The sequence below is a fragment of the Tsuneonella dongtanensis genome (assembly GCF_001698205.1).
Taxonomy (GTDB): domain Bacteria; phylum Pseudomonadota; class Alphaproteobacteria; order Sphingomonadales; family Sphingomonadaceae; genus Tsuneonella; species Tsuneonella dongtanensis.
In genome coordinates this window covers 415,318-438,567 of record NZ_CP016591.1, presented here as the reverse complement: position 1 = coordinate 438,567, position 23,250 = coordinate 415,318, and the positions used below count along the sequence as shown (strand labels likewise).

Below are 23,250 nucleotides of genomic sequence, written 5' to 3'. Positions count from 1 at the left end.
ATGGAAAGGTTCCTTGTTGGCAAGCGCATATCGCTTCACGGACTAACGCCTGATCAGATGACGCCGGACACGCCATACTATGGCTGGCTCGACGACCTTTCGCTCGACGAGTACACCGAGAGAAGTCATTTTCCCAATAACCCACAGCGAATGCTGGACTATTACACTACTGCGTGTGCAAACCGTTCTCTCGTTCTGCTGGGCATTTTCGACAACGAGTCCGGCGACCACGTCGGGAACATCTCCTTCTCGGACATCAACTGGCTGAACCGGCGTGCATTCATCGGCTATCTTCTGGGCGATGCGAATTATGCCGGGAAGGGGTATGTAACCGAAGCGTGCCTCATGATGATGTACTATGGGTTCAACCGGCTGAACCTGAACCGCATCTGGGGCGGCGTGTCCGCGTTGCACGGAGCATCTCGCAAGGTCTGTGCAAAGGTGGGACTGAAAGAGGAAGGCATTCAGCGCCAGACCCTCCTGCGCAACGGCGAATTCTCGGACAGCATCATGGTTGGAGCGCTGCGCGACGAATGGATGCCCGAGTTCGGCGAAAAGGCGCGTGGCTTCTTCGCCGTGCCTCCGACCTATGACATGCCTTGAACTTTGCCTGCGCTCGACGATCTCTTTGCAATCGGATCCGCGCCGCTTGTCGTAGCGCACGACGCGGGCGCAGCGAACATTGCCCTTTTCTGGCTTCGAGAGTGTACGCGCCAACCCGCCCTTTGCTGCGATGGACCTGCGACCGCTATTGCCGCAAGGTATGGCCTGATCTCCCGCGGTGCCCAGGACCTCGAGTGCATGCTTGGCGAAACCGATTGCCTGCTCACCGGCACCGGCTGGGCGAGCGATCTTGAGCACGATGCGCGGGCATGGGCCAAGGCCAGGGGTGTGCCTGCCATTGCACTTTTGGATCATTGGACGAATTACCGCTCTCGCTTCCGGCGGGGAGGGGTAGAGATACTGCCGGACGAGATCTGGGTGACCGATCCCGCGGCGCTCGAGATTGCCCGTGCCGAATTTCCGGAATTGCCTGTCCGTCTGCAACGGAACGATTATCACCTGGCGCAAGTGAAGGCGGCGGGCCCCACGCCGCCCGACGGGGACCTGCTGTTCATCGGCGAGCCTGCGCGCTCTGGCTGGGGCCTAGATGTCCCGGGTGAAATCCAGGCGCTGGACTATCTCGTGGCGAGCGCTCGGGATGTCGGGATACCGGAGAGTACGCGCCTCCGGATACGCCCCCACCCGGCCGACGAGCCTGGAAAGTACGACGACTGGATCGCATCGCATCCGGTGGCCGCGCTCGACGAAGCGCCGGACCTGTCGACAGCGTTGTCGCGTGCGAGATATGTCGCCGGATTGAACTCGGCCGCTCTGGCGATCGCACTCGATGCCGGACGGACCACGATATCCGCTCTGCCACCCAATGCGCCGCCTTGCGTGTTGCCGCTGAGCCGCCTCATTCACCTGCGCGAGGCGGCGGCCGGTAGTTCACCCGCTTTTCCCTAGCAATCGCCGACGCCTTTCGCCAAAGCCCGCGCCGATGAAGTACTGCTCTCGCTGCCTCCAGCCGGACACGCGACCGAATACGAAGTTCACGTCCGAGGGTATCTGTCCCGCGTGCGACTATTTCGCGCGGTTGCAGGATGTCGACTGGCAGGAACGCTACGAGATTCTTCAGGACCTGCTCGCCGGGTACCGCAAGAAGCCCGGCCAGCACTGGGATTGCATCATCGGCGTATCGGGGGGCAAGGATTCGACCAGGCAGGCGCTCTGGGTTCGCGACAAGCTGGGCATGAACCCGCTCCTGGTATGTCTGACATATCCTCCCGAACAGGTTACCGAGCGCGGCACCGAGAACCTGTCCGCCTTGATCGAGCACGGATTCGATCTCGTCATGAGCGCGCCGGCTCCGCAGACATGGCGCAAGCTAATGCGCGAGGCTTTCGACCGCTTCACCAACTTCGGACGCTCGACCGAAATGGCGCTGTTCAGCTCGGTCCCGCAGCTCGCCATCCGCTATCAGATTCCCCTCATCCTCTGGGGTGAGAACCCGGGTCTCCAGCTTGGCGATCTCAAGACGCTGGGCCGCACTGGATACGACGGCAACAACCTCAGAAACATGAACACCCTCGCGGGCGGGGCGATGGACTGGATGCTCGACGTCGCCGACATGAAGTCGATGATCCCCTACCAGTACCCGAGCCCCGAAGACTTCGAGAAGCACGACCTCCAGATCGTCTATCTCGGCTGGTTCCTGGGCGACTGGTCCCTGACCAATAACGGCATGTATGCCGCCAGCGAAGGACTGCAGCTACGCACCGACACGGTCGAGAACACCGGCGACTTGCGCGGGGTCACCTCGCTCGACGAGGACTGGGTCACCCTCAACCAGATGATCAAGTTCTACAAGTTCGGTTTTGGCCGGGTGACCGATTACGTGAACGAGGAAATTCGCCTCGGCCGGCTGACCCGCGACGAGGGCATCGACCTCGTCACCCGCTACGACGACAGCTGCTCACCCGAATATATCGCGGCCTTCTGCGACTACATCGGGATCTCGGTCGATGCGTTCTGGCAGCAGGTTCACGGCTCCGTGAACAAGGATCTGTTCGATGTGCGGCCCAACGGGCTGATCGAACGCAAGTACACGGTCGGGGTGGGGCTGTGAGGCGCATCCTGATCAAGGTCACGCGGCGCACCGTCGGGATCGTCGACTATGGTGTCGGCAATCATGCCTCGGTGCGGCAGACGCTGCACGCGATCGGGCACCGCTGCCGGATATCGTCCGATCCTGCGGTGCTCGCCGCATCAGATGTCATCTTCCTGCCTGGCGTTGGCGCCTTCGGCGCGGCGATGGAAGCGCTCCGCAATACCGGCCTTGCGGAGTTTCTGCAGGAGCGCGGGCGCGCAGGGCAGCCGTTCGTCGGTCTATGCCTCGGGATGCAGCTCCTCGCCGACGCGGGGCACGAATATGGGTACAATGCCGGGCTGGGGCTGATCCCGGGCGAAGTGATCAGGCTGGACCAGACTCCGTGCCACATCGGCTGGAACGCGGTCGACGCGGTCACCGCCGACTCCATGTTCGCCCCGACCGACGGGCGGGCGATGTATTTCAACCACAGCTTCGTCTTCGACACTCCTCCCGACTACCGCGCCCTGACTGCGCGTATCGATCGGCCGTTCACCGTCGGCGTGCGCCGCGAAAACCTCGTCGGGCTGCAGTTCCATCCGGAAAAGAGCCAGGAAGACGGTCGCGAACTGCTCCGCAACGTCATCAAGGGATTGTGCGGATGATCGCGAAGCGCCTTGTCGGGGTCGTGACGGTCAAGGACGGATGGGCAGTCCAGTCGTTCGGATACTCCCGTTATCTGCCGCTGGGGCGGCCCGAAGTGCTGGTCGAGAATCTCGATCGCTGGGGGGCGGACGAGATCCTGCTCCAGTGCATCGATCGCACGCGCCTTGGCCTCGGGCCCGATTTCGCTTTGCTCGAGCGGATCGCGCGACAGGGCGTGTCGACGCCGATGATCTATGCCGGCGGCATCCGCAGCGACCAGGACGCGGTCGACGCAGTCGGCGCGGCGGCCGACCGGATCGCGGTCGATGCGCTTCTTCGCGACGATCTGGACGCCGTGGCGCGCGCCAGTGCGCGACTGGGCAACCAGGCCATGGTCGCCGCACTGCCGATGTCGCGGACCGGCTGGCTCGATTACCGAACCGGCATTTCCGAGAAACCGGGGCCGGCGCTGATCGAGGCGCTGGCAGACGGCGTTCTGTCCGAAGCGATGGTGATCGACCCGGCGCACGAGGGTCATCCCGGCGCGTTCGACGATGCCCTGCTCGACATTGTGCCGGGCGAGTGCCCCCTTATCGCCTTCGGTGGCATCTCGGAGGGGGAACAGGTGCAAGCGCTGCTGTCCCGTCCGCGTGTCGTCGCCGTGGGAGTCGGGAATTTCCTCGCCTACCGCGAGCACGCGATCCAGGCGCTCAAGGAAGCAGCGGAAGGCGCGCCGACCCGGCCGGCCGCCTATCACGAGACCCGGTACGCATGACCAACCTCGAACAACAGTCCGTGCAGTCGTGCCGCCGCTGCCTGTACACCACCGCACATGCGCTGGGCCTGACGATCGACGCGGACGGTATCTGCTCGGGATGCCGCATCCACGAGGAAAAGGACCGCCTCGATTTCGGCGAACGCTGGCAGAAGCTTCTGGCCATCGTCGAGCCATACCGGGCGAAGTCCGGCACGACTTACGACTGCATCGTGCCGGTGACCGGCGCAAACGACAGCCACTGGATCGTCCACATCGTCAAGGAGCGACTGGGGCTCAACCCGCTCCTCGTGACCTATAACAAGTACTTCAACACGCCGCTCGGGATCCGCAACCTGGCGAACCTGCGGATTCGCTTCGACTGCGATATCCTCGTCCAGAACGTGAACCCCGTTTCGGTGAAGAAGATCACCCGCACCACGTTGCGGATGCTCGGTTCGATGTACTGGCCGTGCCTTGCTGGACAGACTGTATTTCCGGTCCAGACGGCAGTCCGATTCAAGGTTCCGCTGATAGTATGGGGCGCGCATCAGGGCCTCGAGCAGGTCGGGATGTTCAGCCACGAGCACGAGGTCGAAATGACCCGCCGGTACCGCAAGGACCACGACCTGATGGGGCACGAAGCGGACGACCTCACCTCGATCTTCGATACGCTGACGGAACAGGACGTGTGGCAGTATCGCTACCCCGACGATTCCGACCTCAACGCGGTCGGTGTGCGGGGAATCTATCTCGGTAACTATGTGCGCTGGGACCCAAAGGCACAGCACGAGGCCATGGTCGCAACCCATGGATATAAGGGGGCTCGCTTCGCGCGGACCTTCGACACTTATGACTACGTCGACTGCTTCAACTACATGGATCTGCACGATCGGCTGAAGCTGGCGAAGCACGGCTATTCCAAGGTGACCGACCACGCCTGCCGCGAGATTCGCCACGGACGGCTGACGCGGGACGAAGGGCTGGCGCTGGTCCAGCGGTACGAGGATGCCGCCCCGCGCTATCTCGACCTTTTCATGGATTGGCTGGGGCTCGACCGAAGCGGGCTCGAGTTCCTGATCAACGAACACCGCAACCCGCGTTTCTGGCACGAGACCAAGCCCGGCCGCTGGGAGCGGGCGCGGATCCTGCCGGAAGGCGATCCAAGCGCATGCGCCGCGATAGAGGCGCGGTTGGGATTCGCGGCGCAAAGCGACCTCGATTATACCGGACGGGGTGGCTACATCACCATCGGCAAGGGCTATCCGCTTTAGTCCGCAGGAGCTACGCCCCCCCCGGCGCCCCATTCGAAATTCTCTGGAGACCATGTGCATGAATCGCGAGCAGGAAAAATTCTGGGCTGATACGTATTCGAAGGAATACATGGAGAAGAATGCCGCGTTCGATCGCGATCGCGGGGAAGAGGGCTGGTCGAAGATGCTCGCTTCGGCCGGTCCGATCGGCAGCATCCTCGAATGCGGTTCGAACATCGGGCGCAACATCGGCTTCCTCGAAGCCGTGCGGCCGGATGCGCAGAAGTCGATCATCGAGATCTCGAAGGGCGCATACGAAACGGTCACGAACCGCTACCCGCTCGCGTCGTCGTTCAACGGGCCGATCCTCGCGTCCGATTTCCCGCCGGCGAGCTTCGATCTCGTCTTCACGATCGGCGTGCTGATTCACATCAACCCCGACGACCTTGTCGCCACCATGGGCAAGATGTTCGATTATTCGAAGCGCTACGTGCTGATGGGCGAGTACTTCAACCGTACGCCGGTGATGATCGAGTACCAGGGCGAAAAGGACAAGCTTTTCAAGCGCGACTTCGGCAAGCTGTTCCTCGAGAACTTCGACGTCGAGCTCGTCGATTACGGCTTCCTCTGGGGCCACATCTACGACGACGCCGGGTTCGACGACATTACCTGGTGGCTGTTCGAGAAGCGCTGATGGCGGACGCCGCCGGACCGACGATCCTCTGCCTGTCCCGGTCGTACCTTTCGCGGCTCCTTCCGGCGATGGAGGCGCGTCACGATGGTGCGCGCTATCTCCACGTCGTGCAGAACGAACGCGAGCGTGCGTACATCGAAGGCATCGGCGGCAGAGTCGTCATGTCGATCGAGAGCGTGGTGCGCGATGCATTGCGGGACGATCGCGACCGGTGGGAAGAGCCCGCGGATTTTCGCGAGGTTACGGGCTATCCGTGGTCGCCGATCGCGTCGGACCGTTATTTGCCGACGTTCCCACCCGAGATGCAGGGCCGAATCGCCGGCGCTTTATATCACGGTCTCGCCCGCGTGTTCGCAGAGCACCGGATCGACGCGTTCCTGTCTGAGCCGGTCGCGCTATTCGTAACGCATTGCGCCTTCTACCTTTCGCGAAAGCACGGTGCGCGCCGCCTGATGTGGGGCAATGCGTGGTTTCCCGACTGGTTCTTCTTCGCGGACGGGATTCATATCTCCCGGCCCGTGCGCTCGGCGCCATTTCCGGACGGAGAGCGCGAGCCTCTGAAAGCGTCGATCGAGAGCTATTTCGACGGGGTCGTCGCCGACCGCAGAGGCCCTGCGTACCACCCCTCGTTCTTCAAGGGGAAGCTCTCCCCGCTGGCAATCCTGAGGCAGCGACGGGGCGAGCAGGCGCTGATCGTTCAGCCAGGCCTGATGGCCCGCGCAGTGCAGCGGGCCCGCCTCGCGCGGGTCCAGCTGGCGCGGCTTGGCTTTCCCCGGTTCAGCGATGTCCTGACCGCCGGCGCGGTCGACGAACATCGGATGTACCTGCGCGCGCTTTCCACGAAGCCGAGCTGCTACGACTCCGTTCCGACGAGCCATGATCCGCTGCGGGTCGTCTATCCCCTGCAGTACGAGCCCGAGGCCTCGCTGCTCTATTTCGCGCCCGACTTTCGCGACCAGACGGTCCTTGTCGAGAACGCGCTTCGAGCCTTGCCGCATGGGGCAACTCTCTGGGTCAAGGAGCATCCGAACCAGTTCGGCGCGCTGGGGGCGAAACCATGGCAACTCTTGAAGCGAAAGTACGGCGCGTTGCGCTTCGTGCACGGGCGACAGAGCGGCCGCGATCTCATCCGCAATTCGGCGCTCGTCGTGAGCGTGTCGAGCAGCGCGGGGATGGATGCCCTCGCGATCGGGCGCCAAGTCCTGGTCGTCGGTGAGGTCTACTATCGCGATTGGCCCGGGGCGACGGCCATTCGTTCCTATGCCGAGCTTGCCGAGGCGCTCAACTATCCCGCGTACTATCGCCCGGTAGAGAATCGCGAAAGCCTGATCGATGCGCTCGTCGAGCAGGGTACGCGCTGTTACCCGGGCGATCCCCAGCCCCGCAGCGACTTGTTTTCGCCGGAGAATCTCAATCGGCTCGTCGCTGCTGTTGCGGCGGAATGCGCCGCTCCCGTACCGACTTCCTAGCCGAGCGCCTGGCGCAGGACCTCGACGACATAATCCTGCTGCTCATCGGTCAATCGGGGATGGAGCGGGAGCGAGATCGCACTGGCGTAATAGGCCTCGGCTGCGGGGAACTGTCCCTCGCCGAAGCCCAGCCGGCGATAATCCGGTTGCAGGTGGATCGGGATGTAGTGGACGTTCGCTCCGATCCCCGCATCGCGAAGGGCGGCGAAGACCGTGGCGCGGGTGGCGGAGGTCTTCGCTGCGTCGACTTCGATCACGTAAAGGTGGAGCGCGGACACGAGGCCCTCTGCCGTCTGCAACAGTTTGACGGGGAGCGGCGCAAGCAGTCGATCGTAACGCGCGGCAAGCTCGGCACGGCGCGCGTGCATGGCAGGCAGCCGCGCGAGCTGCGAACGGCCCAGCGCAGCCTGCAGGTCGGTCATGCGGTAGTTGTAGCCCAGCGCGACCTGCTCGTAATACCAGCCGCCCTCGGGTTGGCTTTCCATCAACGCGGGGTCGCGCGTGATCCCGTGGCTCGACAGTAGCCGGATGCGCTGCGCGAGCGCGGGGTCCCGCGTCGCGCACAGACCACCTTCGGCCGTCGTGACGACCTTCACGGCGTGGAAGCTGAATACCGTGATGTCCGCCCAGCGGCTGCCGACCATCACCCCGTCGCGCGATGCGGCCACCGCGTGGGAGGCGTCCTCGACGATGTAGAATCCGTACTCGTCGGCCAGCGCGCGGATTGCCGGCAGGTCGGCGGGCAGTCCGGCGAAATCCACGGGAATGACGACCTTGGGCAGCGTACCGTCTGCCTTGGCCGCAGCGAGCTTTTCGGCCAGTCGCTCGACGCTCATGACCCTGGTTGCCGGATCGATGTCGACGAAATCGACCTCCGCGCCGCAATAGCGGATGCAATTGGCCGAAGCGACGAAGCTGTTCGGTACGGTCCACCCGCGATCGCCGGGGCCGAGACCGAGGGCAAGGCATGCGAGGTGCAGCGCCGCCGTGGCGTTGGCGACGGCGATGCAGTGCTCGACCTGATGAAGCGAAGCGAACGCAGCCTCGAACGCCGGGATTTCCGGTCCTTGCGTCAGGAACGGGCTTCGGAGGGCCGTGACCACCGCCTCGACGTCGGCGTCCTCGATCGACTGGCACGAGTAGGGAATGAATTCCATTGCGCCGCCTTTCCGCGACCTAGGGCGTCAATCGCCGCCGAAATCGCCCTCGACATGCCGGGCGATCAGGTCGCGGATCTGCTCGACCGATAGGAAGTCCGGGTTGTCGCCGCTGTTGTAGGAGAAACCCGGATCGACAAGCTGCGCACCGTGGCGATCGCAGTAGTCGGACACGATCCGTTCGTCGCCGGGGGGAAGAATGGCGTAGTAGCGGCCGAGGTCGACCGTGTTCGGGCTGTCCGAACTGGTGATCATTTCCTCGTGAATCTTCTCGCCGGGCCGAATGCCCACGATGTCGTGGCGGGCATCGGCATCGACGGCAGTCGCCACATCGGTGATCCGGTACGACGGGATCTTCGGCACGAGTATCTCGCCGCCGCTGGCCTGCTCGATCGCCCACAGGACCATGTCGACGCCCTCTTCGAGCGAGATATTGAAGCGGGTCATCGCCGGGTCCGTGATCGGCAAAACGCCGCCGCCGCGCCGGGCGATGAAGAACGGGATGACCGAGCCGCGGCTGCCCATGACGTTTCCGTATCGAACGACCGAGAACCGGATGTCCCGGTTGCCGCGTATGTTGTTCGCCGCAATGAACAGCTTGTCCGAGCACAGCTTGGTCGCGCCGTAGAGATTGACAGGGGCGGCCGCCTTGTCGGTGCTCAACGCGACGACGCGCTGGACCCCGGCATCGAGTGCCGCCTCGATCACGTTTTGCGCGCCCATGACGTTGGTCTTAATGCACTCGAACGGGTTGTACTCGGCCGCGGGCACCTGTTTCAGTGCGGCGGCGTGTACGACGATGTCGATCCCTTCAAGCGCGCGGCGCACCCGCGCCTCGTCGCGCACATCGCCGATGAAAAACCGGAGTCCGGGATAGCGGTCTATCGGAAAGACCTGTTGCATTTCGAACTGTTTCAGCTCGTCACGCGAATAGATCACCAGGCGCCGAACATTCGGGTTGGCGTCGAGCACGCGCCGCACGAATGCCTTGCCGAAGGAGCCGGTTCCGCCGGTTACGAGGATCGATTTACCGTTGAGGCCGTCAGTCACGAGGGGGTCTTTTCCAGTGTCGTCGCGCGCGATGATCGCGCAGGCGAGAGATTAGGGATTGGGGGTTTGCCGGGGGCTTGCGGGCACGATTTCGATGTCCCGAACCGATAAGTCAATCGCCGGTTGCCCGAACGGCACGCGCACGACCAGATCGAGGCGCTGTGCAGGGCAGTTTCCGGGAATGACGATCGGACCGAGGCTATCCGGGGCCCGCTCCAGCAGGTTGCCGCTGCGCCACAGGTCGCGCAGTCCAAGGCAGGCTATGCGCCAATAGGCTTCAGCGCCAGCGGTCTCGCCCGACTTGGTGAATTCCTGCCGGATCCGCCAGGTGCCTGGCCGAAGCAGGAGTGTCTTGCTGGCGAGCGCGTCGTTGGCGTTGCCGGCAGCGTAGATCGACAGCGTCCTGGCGCCATCGCCCATGTCCACCGCGCTGGCCGAGCCGGTCGCATCGCTGATCAGGTTCCATGCCGCCGCGCCGAATTGTGGATCGAGATTGCCAGGGCTCAGCGTGAGGCTGGTGAACATGTCCGCACTTGCACCGGGCACCCGCTCGATAAGCTGCGACGCCAGGCGATACTCGCCGGCCTCGAAGGCGCGAGTCACGAACTGGCCGCCGTAGGTCGTCCAGATTCCCGGGCTCACGCGGGCACCGGCGTCGAGCATGATGCGCGCCACATGCCCCGCGTTTTCTTTCTTGGCGCTCGCCTCAGAGAGAAACGAGAGCACCCACGGCGAACGATCCGCGAGCAGGTCAGCCAGGCTTTCGCGCATCTCCGCCTGCCCCAGGGCCTGCTGCAGCCGCGGGAAGAACAGCTGCGCCGAGTCCGGTCGCGCGCGCAGGATCGCATCGAAGTGACGCATGGCTTGCTGCACGTCGCCGGCCTGGAGGGTCGAATAGGACATGACCAGCTGCGAGAACGTCACACGCGGAGACACGCGCGTGGCGACCGAAGCGTACTTGGCGGCTTTCGGCGAACGGCCTTCTGGGTCGGCCACGTAGGCCATCAGGTTGAGCGCATTGGCATCGAGCGGGGCTTCGCGCAGACGATCGCGCGCCGCGCGCATCGCTGCGGCGTCCGACGGCATCTTGTCGGGTTGGCCGAGAAACTGGCTGTATGCCGCGACCTGCGCCTTGGTGGCACCGGGAAGGCTGGCAGCGGCCGCCGGGCTGACCGGTATCAGTGCCGCCCGCGCCGCGTCGAACGCGACGTAGCCGGCCAGAGCCAAGGCGCCTGCAGCCGCGAGCGCAGTGAAGATCGGGGAACGCTTGCCACTCATGCTTCGTCTCAGGCGGCGGCGCGCTCATCGCTGCCGTCACCGGCGTCGCGACGACCGTAGCCGTAGCCGTAGCCGTACCCGTACCCGTAGCCGTAGCCGAAGCGATCCAGCGACAGCTTGGTCAGAACGACGCCGACCACGGTGGCGTGCGCCGCCTTGAGGCGGGCGAGCGCGGACTGCAGACCGCGAACCGGCACGCCCGCCGCTTCGACGACGAACACGGTGGCCTCCGCAGCACGGGCGATCATGGGCGAGTCCGCAAAGCCGAGCAGCGGTGGCGCGTCGATCACGACATGGTCGAAATCCTGGAGCGCTTCATCGAGGACAGTCGCGAAGCGTGCCCCGCTGAGCAGCTCGGCCGCGCTGGGCGGGGTCGGTCCCGCGGTAAGGATGGCGAAGCGCTCCGTGCGGTTCGGCCGGATGTGCGTTTTCCAGTCGGCGTCGCCGGCCAGTGCGTTGCTGAGACCACGCTTGTTGACCGAGCGATCGAGCTCCTGGATCGACGGCGACCGCATGTCGCCGTCCACGAGGAGGACCTTCTTGCCGGTCCGCGCCAGCACGCTCGCCAGCGCATAGGACGTGATGCTCTTGCCTTCGTTGGGCCGCGAACTGGTGACCATGATCGACCGCGGGACGCCGTGATCGGTCGCGAAGGCAAGGCTCGTATGGACGCTGAGATACGCTTCCGACAGCTCGGATTTGGGATCGTCGAGCTGCTCGACGGGCTCCTCCTCGGTCGACATCGGGATCGCCCCGAGCAGCGGATGCTGCAGCAGGCGCTGCACGTCCGACGGCTCGCGGAGGCTCTCGTCGATCTGTTCGAGCACGACCACCACGAAGAAGGCAGCGAGCGCGCCGAAGAACAGGGCGATCAGGAGGTTTACGAGAAGGACGGGCGAGGAGGGGGAAGTCGGCACATCCGCGCGATCGACGATTGAAATATTGTTCGCAGCGATCCCGGCGACACCGATCTCCTTGTAGCTCTGGAGCAGGCTGTCGTAGAGTTGCCGGGTCGTGTCGGCATCGCGCTGGTAGATGTTGTACTGGATCTCGTCGCGGTTTTCCTGGCTCAGGCGCCCGGAGAGCGTAGCGACCTGCGAGCGCAGCGCCGCCTCCCGGCGAGCCGCTTCCGCAAATCCGGTGGACCGCGCACGGTTGACCCGCGATTCCTCCGCCGCGATCGCCTTGTCGAGCGTATCGAGCTTGTTCTGCAATGCGCGGGCGGCCGGGTAGCCCGGTTCGAACTTCTGCATGAGCGCGGCGTAATCGGCTGCGGCTTCCGCGCGCTGCTGGCGAAGCTGCGCCACGGTCGAATTCTCGACCACCGACGAATTGATCGTGTTGCCGGTGCGGGCTTCCGCCGCGATGCGGTCGGCGGTGGCGCGCGCGAGTTCGTTGCTCAGCGCCTCGAGCTGGGCGCCCGCCAGCGTCTGCTGCGTCTGGGTCATGCCATCGGAATTCGAACCGCGGCTGAGCGGAACGATGCCCTTGTTCGACGCAAACTCGGCGGCCTTGCGCTCGGCCTCTTCAAGACGCACCCCAAGGTCGGCGAGTCGTCCTTCGAGGAACTGGCGCGCGCCGACGGTCGACGCATAACGGCGGTCCGCCGTCGCCTGAATGAAGTTTTCGACCCAGGCATTGGCGATGCGCGCCGAAAGCTCCGGATTGGCGCTGGTGTAGCGCACATTGACGAGCCGCGACCGGCTGATCGGAATGATCTCGACATTGGCCAGCAGCAGGGTGCCCGCGCTGCGGACGCGGCTGCGCGCGTCGGCTCCGGCGGCGGGCGGATCGAACCCGTGCGCCGCATAGAAATCGGGGTTGGAAGCCAGGTTCAACTGACGCGCCACGCGCTCTGCGAGCGAGCGTGACTTAAGCAGCGAATACTGCGTTTCGTAGAATTCGGCGTCCTGCATCGCGGTATCGCCTTCGATACCTTCGATCTTGGTCGGGTTGCGCTCGTCGCGACTGATCTCGATCTGGGCGATCGCCTCGTACTGCGGCGTCGCCAGCAAGGTGACCGCCACGCCCACGGCGAGCGCAAGCAGCATGATCGCCAGGATCAGCCATTTGCGGCGAAGCGCCGCACCCCAGTACTGCAGGAGCAGCGGGGCGGCGTTGGGGGATTCGTCGGGCGTCGAAGGCCCCGAGGGGACCTGTGCCGGTCCCTGGAGGTCGGTGATGCTTTGCGAGAGAAGGGTCTTGGCCATGGAGCTGGAATGCCCGTTAGGGAAGGAGTGCCACGAGCGGATAGCTCAGGGTGGAGAAGATCGTGATGGCGTCACGGAAGTACCGCTGGGCCACGTTCTCGTCGACCACGACGATGTCGTTCGGATACAGCGCGGGATCGGCATAGACCCCGCGGCGGATGGCGGTCAGGTTGTAGAGCGCCGCCATCTTCTGGCCGTTCACCGTGCGCAGGACGACCACGGACGAAGGCTTCGCGGTTTCCGTGAGTCCCTTGGCCTTGGCGATTGTCTCGATCAGGGTGGTGCCGCCGATGACGGGATACTGCCCGGGCTCGCGCACCTGGCCATCCACGGTGACGACCTGCGTGGTCGTCTGGACGAGGTTCACCGTGACCTGGGGATCGCGGATGTAGTTCTGCCGCAGCCGCTGCTGAAGGAGGCCCTCGACCTCGGCCGGAGTCAAGCCGACAACCGCGACTTCGCCGGCAACGGGGTACTTGAGAATGCCGTCGGCACCGACCTGCACGCTTTCCAGGCTGAGCGCCGGGAGGTCGTATACATCGACGCGAAGCTTATCGAGCGGCGCGACGCGGTACGTGCGCACGCCCATCGTGTCGGCCGCGGTGGGTTCGGGCAGTTCGGTCAGCGTCTGCGCGACCGAGCCGGCAGACCCGAACTTGGGCCCGCCCCCACACCCGGCGAGAAATGCCGCCAAGAAAGCGGCCAACATTACAGCACGACGCATTGGACCCTCCAGAGAAAACCGTCGCTAGCCCAGTCGGTTGGGAAACGCCATAGCGCTTCGCGCGGCCCCGCCGGACGCGGCACGGGGCTGGGCCAGCCAGACCGCCAGGATCACCACGAAGGCGGCGATCGACGGTACCCGCACGGGGTAGTCGACGGCACTGGCGAGCGCGATGATGCCCAGCGCGAGTGAAGCCGCGCGCGCCAGGTACACGTTGCGCCGCTTCTCCGGCGGAGTCCGCCAGACCGCGAGCGCGCGAAGCGCAAGAAACAAGAGGATCGCGAGCAGTAGCAGCACGCCCGGGACGCCCGTAGTCAACGCCACTTCGAGATAGTCGTTGTGCGCATGGTTGATGTACTGCGGGCCCACCGTGTCTTCGGGCTGGCCCACCTGATACGCCTCGACGAACGATCCTGCTCCCGATCCCAGCGGCAGATAGTCCGGCGTTAGATCCAGCGTCCGCTGCCAGAAACCAATGCGGAATTCGTCGGTACTTGACGCGCCGATGCGATCGATCGCATCCCCCGAGCCTCCGCCGCCGTTCTCGCTCGATCGCACGACATAGGCGACGCCCGCTGCGGCGCCCACGACGAATGCCGCCACCAGGCCGATCAGGACGGGCTTGGTCCACCGGGCCAGGCGCGGGGACTTGGGCGTGATCGCGGAGAGCGGCACCAGGAGGGCCGTGCCCGCCAGCGCCAGCCCAAGCGCGATGAGTCCCGCGCGCGATCCCGCGACGATGATCGCCACGACGATCAACAGGGTCAGCCCTGCGGCCACCGCCTTGCGCATGGCGGCCCGCCGCGCGTGTTCGGCATCGAACGCCCAGACGGTGAGGAGGAGGGGCAGGCACGCGAGGAAAACCGAATTGTGGTTCCTGTTGGCGAATAGACCGACCGGATCCCCCGAATTGGTCACGCGATGGAACCAGAGCGCCGTCGCGCCGGGGGCCGCGTCCTGGGCCAGGGTCAGCATCAGGGACACGGTCGCGATGCCGATTAGGACGGGAAGCAAGGCCCGCCGCTCGTCTCGCGTCAGGTGCAGGAGTCCCAGTCCTACGGCGATCGGTACCGAAAGCGAGAACAGGGCGTTCCATGTGGCGTCGGGTGCGATCGACAGCGGGCGCCACATGCCGGCTATGCCTGCGGCGCGATCGACGTCCACCACGATGTCGTGACCGGGCAATGCCTGCCAGACCGCGGGAGGCAGGGGGACGAGATGCGCGCCCACCAGCAGCGCAACGGCGCCCGCGATGACGATCAGCCAGCGAAACCCCTGAAGTTGCTCGGCACCCAGTCGAAGCGCCCACCAGGCAGCCAGCAAAACAGCGATGGGGCGGATGATGACCAGCGACATCATGTCGGCCCGGGAGCCACCACCGGCGACGAAAACGAACGCCACGAAGATCGAGAGCACGATGAAGTCGGCGCTGAAATGCGTCGTCAGCGAGGGCAGCGCGGCCCCTGTCGCAGGACGTTTTGCGCGGCGATTTCCCGTAAGCGATTGCCAAAAAGCCATTACGCCTGCCTCTGCCCCAACCTCTGACCGGCATAAGTGCCCGAACGGATCGGTTCCCACCACCAGCGATTGTCGAGATACCAGTCGATCGTCTTGCCGAGCCCGCTGTCGAACGTTTCTTCCGGTGTCCAGCCCAGATCGCTCTCGATCTTGCTGGCGTCGATTGCGTAGCGCCGGTCGTGGCCCGGCCGGTCCGCGACGAACGTGATCAGGTCGCGTCGCGAGCCGCCGCTTTCCAGCGGCAGGCGGGCATCGAGCGCGTCGCAGATCGCCTCGACCACTTCGAGATTGGTGCGTTCCTGGTTGCCGCCCACGTTGTAGCTTTCGCCCACGGCTCCGCGGGTGAGCACGGCTTCGAGCGCGGCGGCGTGATCGTCCACATAGAGCCAGTCGCGCACGTTATCGCCCTTGCCGTAGACCGGCAGCGGCTTGCCTTCGAGCGCGTTGAGCAGCACGAGCGGGATCAGCTTTTCCGGGAAATGGTAGGGCCCGTAGTTGTTGGAGCAATTGGAGAGCACGACCGGCAGGCCGTAGGTTTCGTGCCAGGCGCGAACGAAGTGGTCGCTGGCCGCCTTCGAGGCTGAATACGGGCTGGAGGGCGCGTAGGGCGTCCGTTCGGTGAACTTGCTGTCGTCGAACGGAAGGTCGCCGAAAACCTCGTCGGTCGAGATGTGATGAAAGCGGAAGGTCGCCTTGCGATCGGCTTCGAGCTCGCGCCAGTACTCGAGCGCAGCCGACAGCAGGCGGAACGTGCCGACCACGTTCGTTTCGACGAATGCGCCAGGACCGTCGATCGACCGATCGACATGGCTTTCGGCGGCGAGATGCATGATCGCGTCGACATCGTGTTCGCGCAGAAGCGAAAGGACCAGGTCGGTGTCGGCGATGTCGCCCTGAACGAGACGGTGGTTCGGCGCGTTCTCGATCACCTTCAGCGAGGCAGGGTTGCCTGCATAGGTAAGCTTGTCGAGATTGATGACGGTGCGGCCCTGGCGCACCAGGCGGCGGACCACGGCCGAACCGATGAAGCCGGCGCCTCCCGTGACGAGAATGGTCTGCATCGCTATCGGCTCTCGTAGACGAACGGGCTGTCGAAGTCCGCGAGCAAGGGAGCGTCGCGATCCTTGTCGGACAGGGTCGGCGGGACGTCGAGGACAGGCCAGTCGATCCCGATCGACGGGTCGTCCCAGCGGATTGCGCCTTCGTGGTCCTTCGACCAGGGCGCGCTCACCTTGTAGAGCACATGGGTGTCGGGCACGAGCGTCATGAAGCAATGCGCGAAACCGACCGGGACCAGCAACTGGTTGCCGGCTTCGGCCGTCAGTTCGCGGCCCACCCATTTCCCGTAGGTGGGCGACCCGCGCCGCAAGTCGACCGCAACGTCGAATACGGCACCGCTGAGCACCCGCACGAGCTTGTCCTGCGCAACCGGCGGCACCTGGAAGTGAAGGCCGCGCACGGTGCCGGCGGGCGCGGAGAACGACTGGTTGTCCTGCATCCAGTCGATGGCATAGCCGGCCTGCGCGTGTTCGGGGCGCTTGTACACCTCGGAGAACCAGCCGCGGTGATCACCGAACCGTTGCGGCACGATCTCCACGACCGCGGGAATTTCGGTAGGCTTGAACGAGGTCACCCGCGCACCCCGGCAAGCTTTTTCAGATAGTCGGCATAGCCGGTCTTGCCGAGCGTTGCCGCGCGGCGGAGCACGGCTTCGGCATCGAGCCAGCCTTGCTCTAGCGCTACTTCCTCCGGACAGGCGATCTTGATGCCCGTACGGTGTTCGATCGTGCGCACGAAGCTTGCCGCCTCGTGCAGTGAATCGTGGGTGCCAGTGTCGAGCCAGGCGTAACCGCGGCCAAGCCGGGTAATGTGAAGGTCGCCGCGCTCGAGGTAGGTGCGATTGACGTCGGTGATTTCCAGCTCGCCGCGATGCGACGGTTTGATCGACTTCGCGATGTCGACGACGTCGGAATCGTAGAAGTAGAGCCCGGTTACCGCCCAGTTGCTGCGCGGATCGGCGGGCTTTTCCTCGATCGACAGCGCCTTGCCGGTGGCGGGATCGAATTCGGCGACCCCGTACCGCTGCGGATCGTCGACATGGTAGGCGAAAACGTTCGCACCGCCGTTCGCGGCCTCGGCAGCGGCGGCGGCGCACTTCTCGCCCATCTTCTCGCCGTGGTAGATGTTGTCGCCCAGGATCAGCGCGCTCGGGCCGCCGCGCACGAAGTCCGCGCCGATGATGAAGGCTTCGGCGAGACCGTTGGGCGCGGGTTGCACCGCATAATCGAGAGCGATCCCGAAATCGCTGCCGTCGCCCAGCAGGTCGCGGAACATCGGCACGTCTCGCGGCGTGCTGATGACGAGGATCTCGCGAATCCCGGCAAGCATCAGCACCGACAGCGGATAATAGATCATCGGCTTGTCGTAGACTGGCAGCAATTGCTTGGAGACGCTGAGCGTCGCCGGATAAAGCCGGGTGCCGCTGCCCCCGGCCAGAATGATGCCTTTCACGAATCCACGACCGTACTGCCTGTCCGAGTAGCCGGACGCGCGGCGCTTTAGGCAGAGTGCGACGCAGTGACAACCCGTCGCGATGACGTCATTTCGTCAGAAGGCGGTCGAGAACCGTTCCGATGCGGTCGAATTCGACGTCACGCGCGACCGCGTTGGCCGTATCCGACAGGACGCTTGGCCGAAACAGGCTTGCATGGATTCCGGGCTGGAGGCGCTCGACCGCAGCCAGCGCAGGCCGAGGGACGCGCACCACGCGCGCGGCGATACCGGCCCGGCGCGCGTGTTCGGCCAGAAGCGCCGGGGTAAAGGGAATGGGATCGGCAGCCATCAACGTGCCGCCCTTCTCTCCAACGATAATATCGATGATCGTTGCCGCGAGGCCATCGTAACTGAGCATCGATCGCGGCGTCGGCCAGGGAGCGGCCGGGATAACGCGCCACCGACGGGCGAGACCCACGAGCTGCGCAAGCTTGTCCGCTCCGCCTCCGATCAGGATCGGGACCCGCAAGATGGTGAGCCGTCCACCTAGGCCGGTTCCGGCAAGGTCTCGTTCGGCGGCTAGCTTTGAGCGGCCGTAATCCGACGAAGGAGACAGCGGGGTCGTGCCATCCACCGCTTCGGCCGGACCGAATACCGAGAATGACGATATCTGGACGAACCGCCCGGCATCCTGCTCGGCGGCCGCCCGCGCCCACGCGAGCGGCACTGCTCGATTGGCGCGGTCGAGCACCTCGACGCTCCCGAAGGGGGTCCCCGCGCAGTTCACGATCGTGGCGCCGTGGAGGGGAAGATCGCCGGGGCCGTCTTCGTAAGCCGCGACGACGTGCTCGCCGGGAAGTCCCGATGGGGCGCGCACAACCGGGACAACAGGCTGGGCAACGCGGCGCGCCAACGCGCGCCCCGCCTGACTGCTGCCCCCGATAATGACGACGGGTTTGATGGGGCGCGGGCTCGACATGGAGCGACGCCCAACCCAAGTTTTCCGGCAGTGTCAATCCGGCCGGCAAAGGTGGCCGGGTCTAGCGACTTCGAGGGTGGACCTTGTCGAGCGGAGTGCTAAAGGCGGGCCGCTCGATCTGATAGGGACTAGGTCCAATGGTCCGCCCCGATCGTCTCGGTCGGCCATTTGGATAGGGTAATCAATGAATTGTCATCATGCCCCCGACCTTTCGATAGGCGCATTCAGCGATCGGTCTGCACGATGAAGCCGGCAGTCAACCTCGTCGTCGCGGCGCATCCAGACGATGAAATTCTCGGCTTCGGTGCGACCGGAGCCAAGCTCGCAGCCCGGGGCGAAACGATTCAGCCCGTGCTTCTGTGCGGTCATGTCGATGCAAGAACGCAGCGGCCGAGCGATGCCGAACTCGCCGCTGACATCGTAGATGCTTGCAGGACTGTAGGGTTCGCCCAGCCCGTACTTGGCGATTTCCCGAATATTCGCCTTAACACCGTGCCGCACATCGAGCTGGTTCAGTTTCTCGAGACGCAGATCGCTGCGTTCGCACCCGACCGCATCTTTACCCACCATCCAGGTGACCTCAATGACGACCATCGTCAGGTCGCCGCCGCGTGTTTTGCAGCGACGCGACTATTTCAGCGCCGCTCGGACTTGGCCCGTGTGCGATCGTTGCACTGTATGGAGATCCCTTCTGCAACCGACTGGAGTTTTCCGACGTTAGGCCCCGCGTTCGAGGCAAACGAGTATGTCGGGATCGACGATACGCTCGACACGAAGTTGGCGGCGCTGGCCTGCTATCGCAAGGTAATGCGCCCGTTTCCCCATCCGCGCAGTGAGGAGGCGATCCGCGGACTTGCGGCAGTGCGCGGGGCGGAATGCGGCCTAGGCCACGCCGAAGCTTTCCAAACCGTGTTCAGCACCTGGATGGATTGATCGCCCGTGTATCGGGAATTCGGCAAACGGTTGGTCGACATCGTTGTCGCAGGGTCGGCGCTGATCGTCCTTTCGCCGGTCATGCTTTTCTGTGCGGTCGGCGCCAAACTATCGAGCCCGGGCCCTGCGATTTTTCGACAAATGCGCGTCGGGCGCGGGGGAGCGGTCTTTGAGTTCTACAAGTTCCGCAGCATGCCTGCCGATACTCGCGACGTTGCTTCTGACGAACTGGGCGAAGTGCAGCTACGTCCCTTCGGATGGTTCCTTCGCCGCAGCAACCTCGACGAGCTTCCACAGCTCGTTAATATTTTGAAAGGAGATATGTCGCTCGTCGGGCCGCGTCCACCAATCCCCACGCAGTCCGAATTGATCGTGCTGCGCCGGGAAAACGGCGCTCTCGACTGCAGGCCTGGATTGACCGGTCTTGCCCAGATCAACAGCTTTGATGGGATGAGCGCAGCTGAGAAAGCCGCTTTCGACGGGGTTTATGCGCAGCGGATGTCACTCTTGAGCGATATCGCGATCGTCCTGCGCACGTTCGGCTATCTAAAGCGCACGCCGCCGAAGTACTAAGCGCAGGTGACTGAGGAGAAGATTGGTGCGTTTCGGTTTTGTCACCTGCGTTCAACTGGGCCTCTCCTGCATGGAGGCCATTTACGATGTGGGCGGTAAGCTTGACCTCGCCATCACGCTGGAAGACGACATGGCGCAGGCAAAGTCCGGCCGAATCTATCTCGACGATTTTTGCGGGCAAAACGGCGTTGATCTCCTCAAGGTACGCAATATCAACAACCAGACTGCCGTTGCTGCAATTCAAGAGCGCTCAATCGATTGGCTGTTCATCATTGGCTGGTCGCAGATCGCGCGAGCCGAATTGCTGGCATCGCCGACGCAGGGCGTGATCGGCATTCATCCGACGCTTTTGCCGGTCGGTCGCGGAAGGGCGGCGATTCCGTGGGCCATCATCAAGGGCTTGGACCAGACCGGGGTTACCATGTTCAAACTAGACGATGGGGTGGACACCGGACCCATAATCGCTCAGCGGGTGATACCGCTCGCAGCCGATTGCGACGCCGGCAAATTGTATGCTGCAGTGAATGATGCGCACGTCGACCTCATTCGGGAAGTCTTTCCCCGGCTACGCGACGGGACAATCGAGCCGCGGGCGCAAGACGATCGGTTTGCGACAGAATGGCCTGGCCGTACTCCGCAAGACGGCAGCATCGATCTAGCTGGGAGCGTCTTCGAGGCAGAACGCCTCGTGCGCGCAACTACCAGACCCTATCCTGGCGCCTTCGTCGACCGGGCGAACGGTCGACTTGTGATCTGGCGTGCGCATCGCGCCGACCGTATAGCTGACACAACGGAAATGACGGGTGCGCAACCGCCTGTCATACACTTTTCTGACGGCATGCTGGTCGTCGACGAATGGGAATGGCAAGAGAAATCGAATTGATCGTCTGCTGCGCTCATATGACAACTTGCATTCCGAGAACGGTGGTATGAACGGCTGGCAAAGCATTGCCGATGCGGTCCTGCTGATCCCTCGCAGCGTGAAGCGCGCAATCGCGCTCGCGGGCGACGTGGTGATGTGCGCGCTGTCCGTCTGGCTCGCGTTCTACCTGCGGATCGGTTTCTTTCCGCCGATCGACGATGGCCCGCTGCAGCCGATGATCGTTTCGATCTCGCTCGCGCTGCCCATCTTCGTATCGTTCGGCCTCTACCGGGCGATTTTCCGCCATACCGGGCCAGAAGCGCTGATCTCGATCTTCCGCGCCGTGGCGGTCTACACGCTACCGTTCGCCACGGTGTATACCCTGATCGGGGTCACCAACGTGCCCCGCACGCTCGGCCTCATCCAGCCCATCCTGCTCGCCCTGATGGTCAGCGGCACACGGATCGCGGCCCGCGTCATGTTTGCCGAGAACTACACTGCGCGATGGAGCAAGGATTCCGGCCGCCGGGTGGCGATATACGGGGCCGGCAACGCCGGGCTCGAACTTGCGGCGGCGATCGCCGCATCACGCACGATGCGGGTGAAGGCGTTCGTCGACGACGACGCGGCGCTCTGGGGTTCCACCCTGCGCGGGCTCCCCATCCTGCCGCCAAGTCGGATGATGCGGCTCATCGAGCAACACGGAATCGACGACATCCTGCTGGCGATTCCCTCGGCATCGCGCCGGCGGCGGATCGAGATTCTCGAATCGCTGCGCGGCCTTCCCGTCCATGTGCGGACATTGCCCAGTTTCACGGATATCGCGAAAGGGACGATCTCGGTCGGTGACCTGCGTGAGCTCGACATCGAGGACCTTCTCGGCCGCGCTCCGATTCCCCCGGACGAAGCGCTGCTGCGCAGGAACGTCAGCGGCAAGGTGGTGATGGTCAGCGGGGCCGGGGGCTCGATCGGCAGCGAATTGTGCCGCCAGATCCTGCGCCTGCAACCGACCGCGCTGCTGCTCGTCGACCATTCCGAATACAACCTCTACGCGATCCACCAGGAGCTCTCGGCAGCGCTCGCGGAACGGGGCGACGATCCGGAGGCGAGCGTTCCGGTGCTGGTCCCGCTGCTGGCATCGGTCGCCGATGGGCGGCGCATGGCCGAAGTGCTCGCCGCCTGGCGTCCCTCGCTGGTCGTCCACGCGGCCGCCTACAAGCACGTCCCGCTGGTTGAGCAGAACGTGCTCGAGGGGATCCGCAACAACGTCGTGGGCACCCGGACCCTGGCGGAAGCGGCGCACGCCGCGGGCGTCGAGCGCTTCCTGCTCATCTCGACCGACAAGGCGGTTCGGCCGACCAATGTCATGGGCGCGACCAAGCGGCTGGCCGAACTGGTGCTCCAGGCGCTGCAGGCCGAATACCCCGACATGGTCTTCTCGATGGTCCGCTTCGGCAATGTGCTCGGTTCGAGCGGATCGGTGATCCCCCTGTTCCGCAAGCAGATCGCCGAGGGCGGGCCGGTCACGATCACCCATCCAGAGGTTACCCGGTATTTCATGACCGTGCCCGAGGCGGCCCAGCTGGTCCTGCAAGCCGGCGCGATGGCCGAGGGCGGCGACGTGTTTCTGCTGGACATGGGCGAGCCGGTGCGAATCGTCGATCTGGCGCGCAATATGATCGAATTGTCCGGCCTGACGGTGTGCGACGAGGCCAATCCGGAAGGCGATATCGAGATCGCGTTCACCGGGCTGAGGCCGGGCGAGAAACTCTACGAGGAACTGCTGATCGGCGATGGCGGGCGGCCGTCCGACCATCCCCGGATCGTGCGCGCCAACGAGGACATGATGACCTGGCGCGACCTGCAGCCGCATCTCGTGGCGATCGAGCGGGCGATCGAGACGGGAGATTCCCCAGCGGCGCGGGAGATTCTCGGGCGACTGGTCGCCGGATACAAGCCCAGCGGTCGCGGGGTCGACCTGACCCTCGTCCACGACCGCGACGCTGCCGCGGGCTGACCCGTTCCT

The 23,250-nt window shown here is 64.5% G+C and carries 22 protein-coding genes; 12 read left to right on the top strand and 10 right to left on the bottom strand.

What is annotated here, in order from left to right; genetic code table 11:
- From A6F68_RS02065 to A6F68_RS02030, 8 genes are all read left to right on the top strand, one after another.
- Entirely contained in the window at positions 1–603 is a 603-nt protein-coding gene (locus tag A6F68_RS02065; RefSeq protein WP_084001513.1) for a GNAT family N-acetyltransferase, read from the top strand.
- Positions 604–801: 198 nt separating this feature from the next.
- Complete coding sequence (locus A6F68_RS02060; protein ID WP_157096617.1) at positions 802–1,509, top strand: hypothetical protein; 708 nt, start codon at positions 802–804, stop codon at positions 1,507–1,509.
- 34 nt (positions 1,510–1,543) lie between these two features.
- Positions 1,544–2,671, top strand: a complete 1,128-nt coding sequence (locus tag A6F68_RS02055) for an N-acetyl sugar amidotransferase (RefSeq protein ID WP_067675644.1) — start codon at positions 1,544–1,546, stop codon at positions 2,669–2,671.
- Positions 2,668–3,297, top strand: a complete 630-nt coding sequence (gene hisH, locus A6F68_RS02050) for an imidazole glycerol phosphate synthase subunit HisH (protein ID WP_232308181.1) — start codon at positions 2,668–2,670, stop codon at positions 3,295–3,297. The genes A6F68_RS02055 and hisH overlap by 4 nt, the downstream gene beginning before the upstream one ends.
- The gene (locus A6F68_RS02045) at positions 3,294–4,052 is read left to right on the top strand and encodes a HisA/HisF-related TIM barrel protein (protein WP_067675640.1); all 759 of its coding nucleotides are present in this window, start codon (positions 3,294–3,296) and stop codon (positions 4,050–4,052) included. The genes hisH and A6F68_RS02045 overlap by 4 nt, the downstream gene beginning before the upstream one ends.
- A complete protein-coding gene (locus tag A6F68_RS02040; RefSeq protein WP_067675637.1) occupies positions 4,049–5,305 on the top strand; it encodes an N-acetyl sugar amidotransferase in 1,257 nt (418 codons plus the stop codon). The genes A6F68_RS02045 and A6F68_RS02040 overlap by 4 nt, the downstream gene beginning before the upstream one ends.
- Positions 5,306–5,363: 58 nt before the next feature.
- Positions 5,364–5,978: a pseudaminic acid biosynthesis-associated methylase gene (locus A6F68_RS02035; RefSeq protein ID WP_198152650.1), complete on the top strand. Its 615-nt coding sequence runs from the start codon at positions 5,364–5,366 to the stop codon at positions 5,976–5,978.
- Positions 5,957–7,447: a capsular polysaccharide export protein, LipB/KpsS family gene (locus tag A6F68_RS02030; protein ID WP_157096615.1), complete on the top strand. Its 1,491-nt coding sequence runs from the start codon at positions 5,957–5,959 to the stop codon at positions 7,445–7,447. Before A6F68_RS02035 ends, A6F68_RS02030 begins: the two co-directional genes overlap by 22 nt.
- On the opposite strand, the gene pseC is transcribed toward A6F68_RS02030, so the two are convergent.
- The 10 genes from pseC to A6F68_RS01980 form a co-directional block, all read right to left on the bottom strand.
- On the bottom strand, positions 7,444–8,604 hold the full coding sequence (gene pseC / locus A6F68_RS02025; protein WP_067675626.1) for a UDP-4-amino-4,6-dideoxy-N-acetyl-beta-L-altrosamine transaminase: 1,161 nt from the start codon (positions 8,602–8,604) through the stop codon (positions 7,444–7,446). The two genes, A6F68_RS02030 and pseC, sit on opposite strands and share 4 nt — an antisense overlap.
- A gap of 27 nt (positions 8,605–8,631) precedes the next feature.
- Positions 8,632–9,654: a UDP-N-acetylglucosamine 4,6-dehydratase (inverting) gene (gene pseB / locus A6F68_RS02020; protein WP_067675623.1), complete on the bottom strand. Its 1,023-nt coding sequence runs from the start codon at positions 9,652–9,654 to the stop codon at positions 8,632–8,634.
- Positions 9,655–9,705: 51 nt separating this feature from the next.
- A complete protein-coding gene (locus tag A6F68_RS02015; RefSeq protein ID WP_067675620.1) occupies positions 9,706–10,932 on the bottom strand; it encodes a tetratricopeptide repeat protein in 1,227 nt (408 codons plus the stop codon).
- 8 nt (positions 10,933–10,940) lie between these two features.
- Entirely contained in the window at positions 10,941–13,142 is a 2,202-nt protein-coding gene (locus A6F68_RS02010; protein ID WP_074428260.1) for a GumC family protein, read from the bottom strand.
- Between the two features lie 16 nt (positions 13,143–13,158).
- The gene (locus tag A6F68_RS02005; protein ID WP_232308180.1) at positions 13,159–13,851 is read right to left on the bottom strand and encodes a polysaccharide biosynthesis/export family protein; all 693 of its coding nucleotides are present in this window, start codon (positions 13,849–13,851) and stop codon (positions 13,159–13,161) included.
- Positions 13,852–13,890: 39 nt separating this feature from the next.
- The gene (locus A6F68_RS02000) at positions 13,891–15,384 is read right to left on the bottom strand and encodes an O-antigen ligase family protein (protein ID WP_067675614.1); all 1,494 of its coding nucleotides are present in this window, start codon (positions 15,382–15,384) and stop codon (positions 13,891–13,893) included.
- Positions 15,384–16,445, bottom strand: coding sequence for a dTDP-glucose 4,6-dehydratase (gene rfbB / locus A6F68_RS01995; protein WP_067675610.1), 1,062 nt, complete (start codon positions 16,443–16,445; stop codon positions 15,384–15,386). Before rfbB ends, A6F68_RS02000 begins: the two co-directional genes overlap by 1 nt.
- A gap of 2 nt (positions 16,446–16,447) precedes the next feature.
- Entirely contained in the window at positions 16,448–17,017 is a 570-nt protein-coding gene (gene rfbC, locus A6F68_RS01990; protein WP_067675607.1) for a dTDP-4-dehydrorhamnose 3,5-epimerase, read from the bottom strand.
- Positions 17,014–17,895 (bottom strand): glucose-1-phosphate thymidylyltransferase RfbA, encoded by an 882-nt coding sequence (gene rfbA / locus A6F68_RS01985; protein ID WP_067675604.1) that lies wholly within the window; start codon positions 17,893–17,895, stop codon positions 17,014–17,016. The genes rfbC and rfbA overlap by 4 nt, the downstream gene beginning before the upstream one ends.
- An 88-nt stretch (positions 17,896–17,983) precedes the next feature.
- Positions 17,984–18,856 carry an NAD-dependent epimerase/dehydratase family protein gene (locus tag A6F68_RS01980; RefSeq protein WP_067675602.1) on the bottom strand — a complete coding sequence of 291 codons (873 nt, stop codon included), beginning with the start codon at positions 18,854–18,856 and terminating at the stop codon, positions 17,984–17,986.
- Positions 18,857–19,099: 243 nt separating this feature from the next.
- On the opposite strand from A6F68_RS01980, the gene A6F68_RS01975 reads away from it, so the two are divergent.
- The 4 genes from A6F68_RS01975 to A6F68_RS01960 are packed head-to-tail and all read left to right on the top strand — an operon-like array spanning position 19,100 to position 23,241.
- Entirely contained in the window at positions 19,100–19,789 is a 690-nt protein-coding gene (locus tag A6F68_RS01975) for a PIG-L deacetylase family protein (RefSeq protein WP_067675599.1), read from the top strand.
- Positions 19,790–19,819: 30 nt separating this feature from the next.
- A complete protein-coding gene (locus tag A6F68_RS01970; RefSeq protein WP_198152648.1) occupies positions 19,820–20,362 on the top strand; it encodes a sugar transferase in 543 nt (180 codons plus the stop codon).
- A 25-nt stretch (positions 20,363–20,387) separates the two neighbouring features.
- Positions 20,388–21,245: a formyltransferase family protein gene (locus A6F68_RS01965; protein ID WP_067675593.1), complete on the top strand. Its 858-nt coding sequence runs from the start codon at positions 20,388–20,390 to the stop codon at positions 21,243–21,245.
- Between the two features lie 46 nt (positions 21,246–21,291).
- A complete protein-coding gene (locus A6F68_RS01960) occupies positions 21,292–23,241 on the top strand; it encodes a polysaccharide biosynthesis protein (protein WP_067675591.1) in 1,950 nt (649 codons plus the stop codon).
- Positions 23,242–23,250 lie beyond the last annotated feature (9 nt).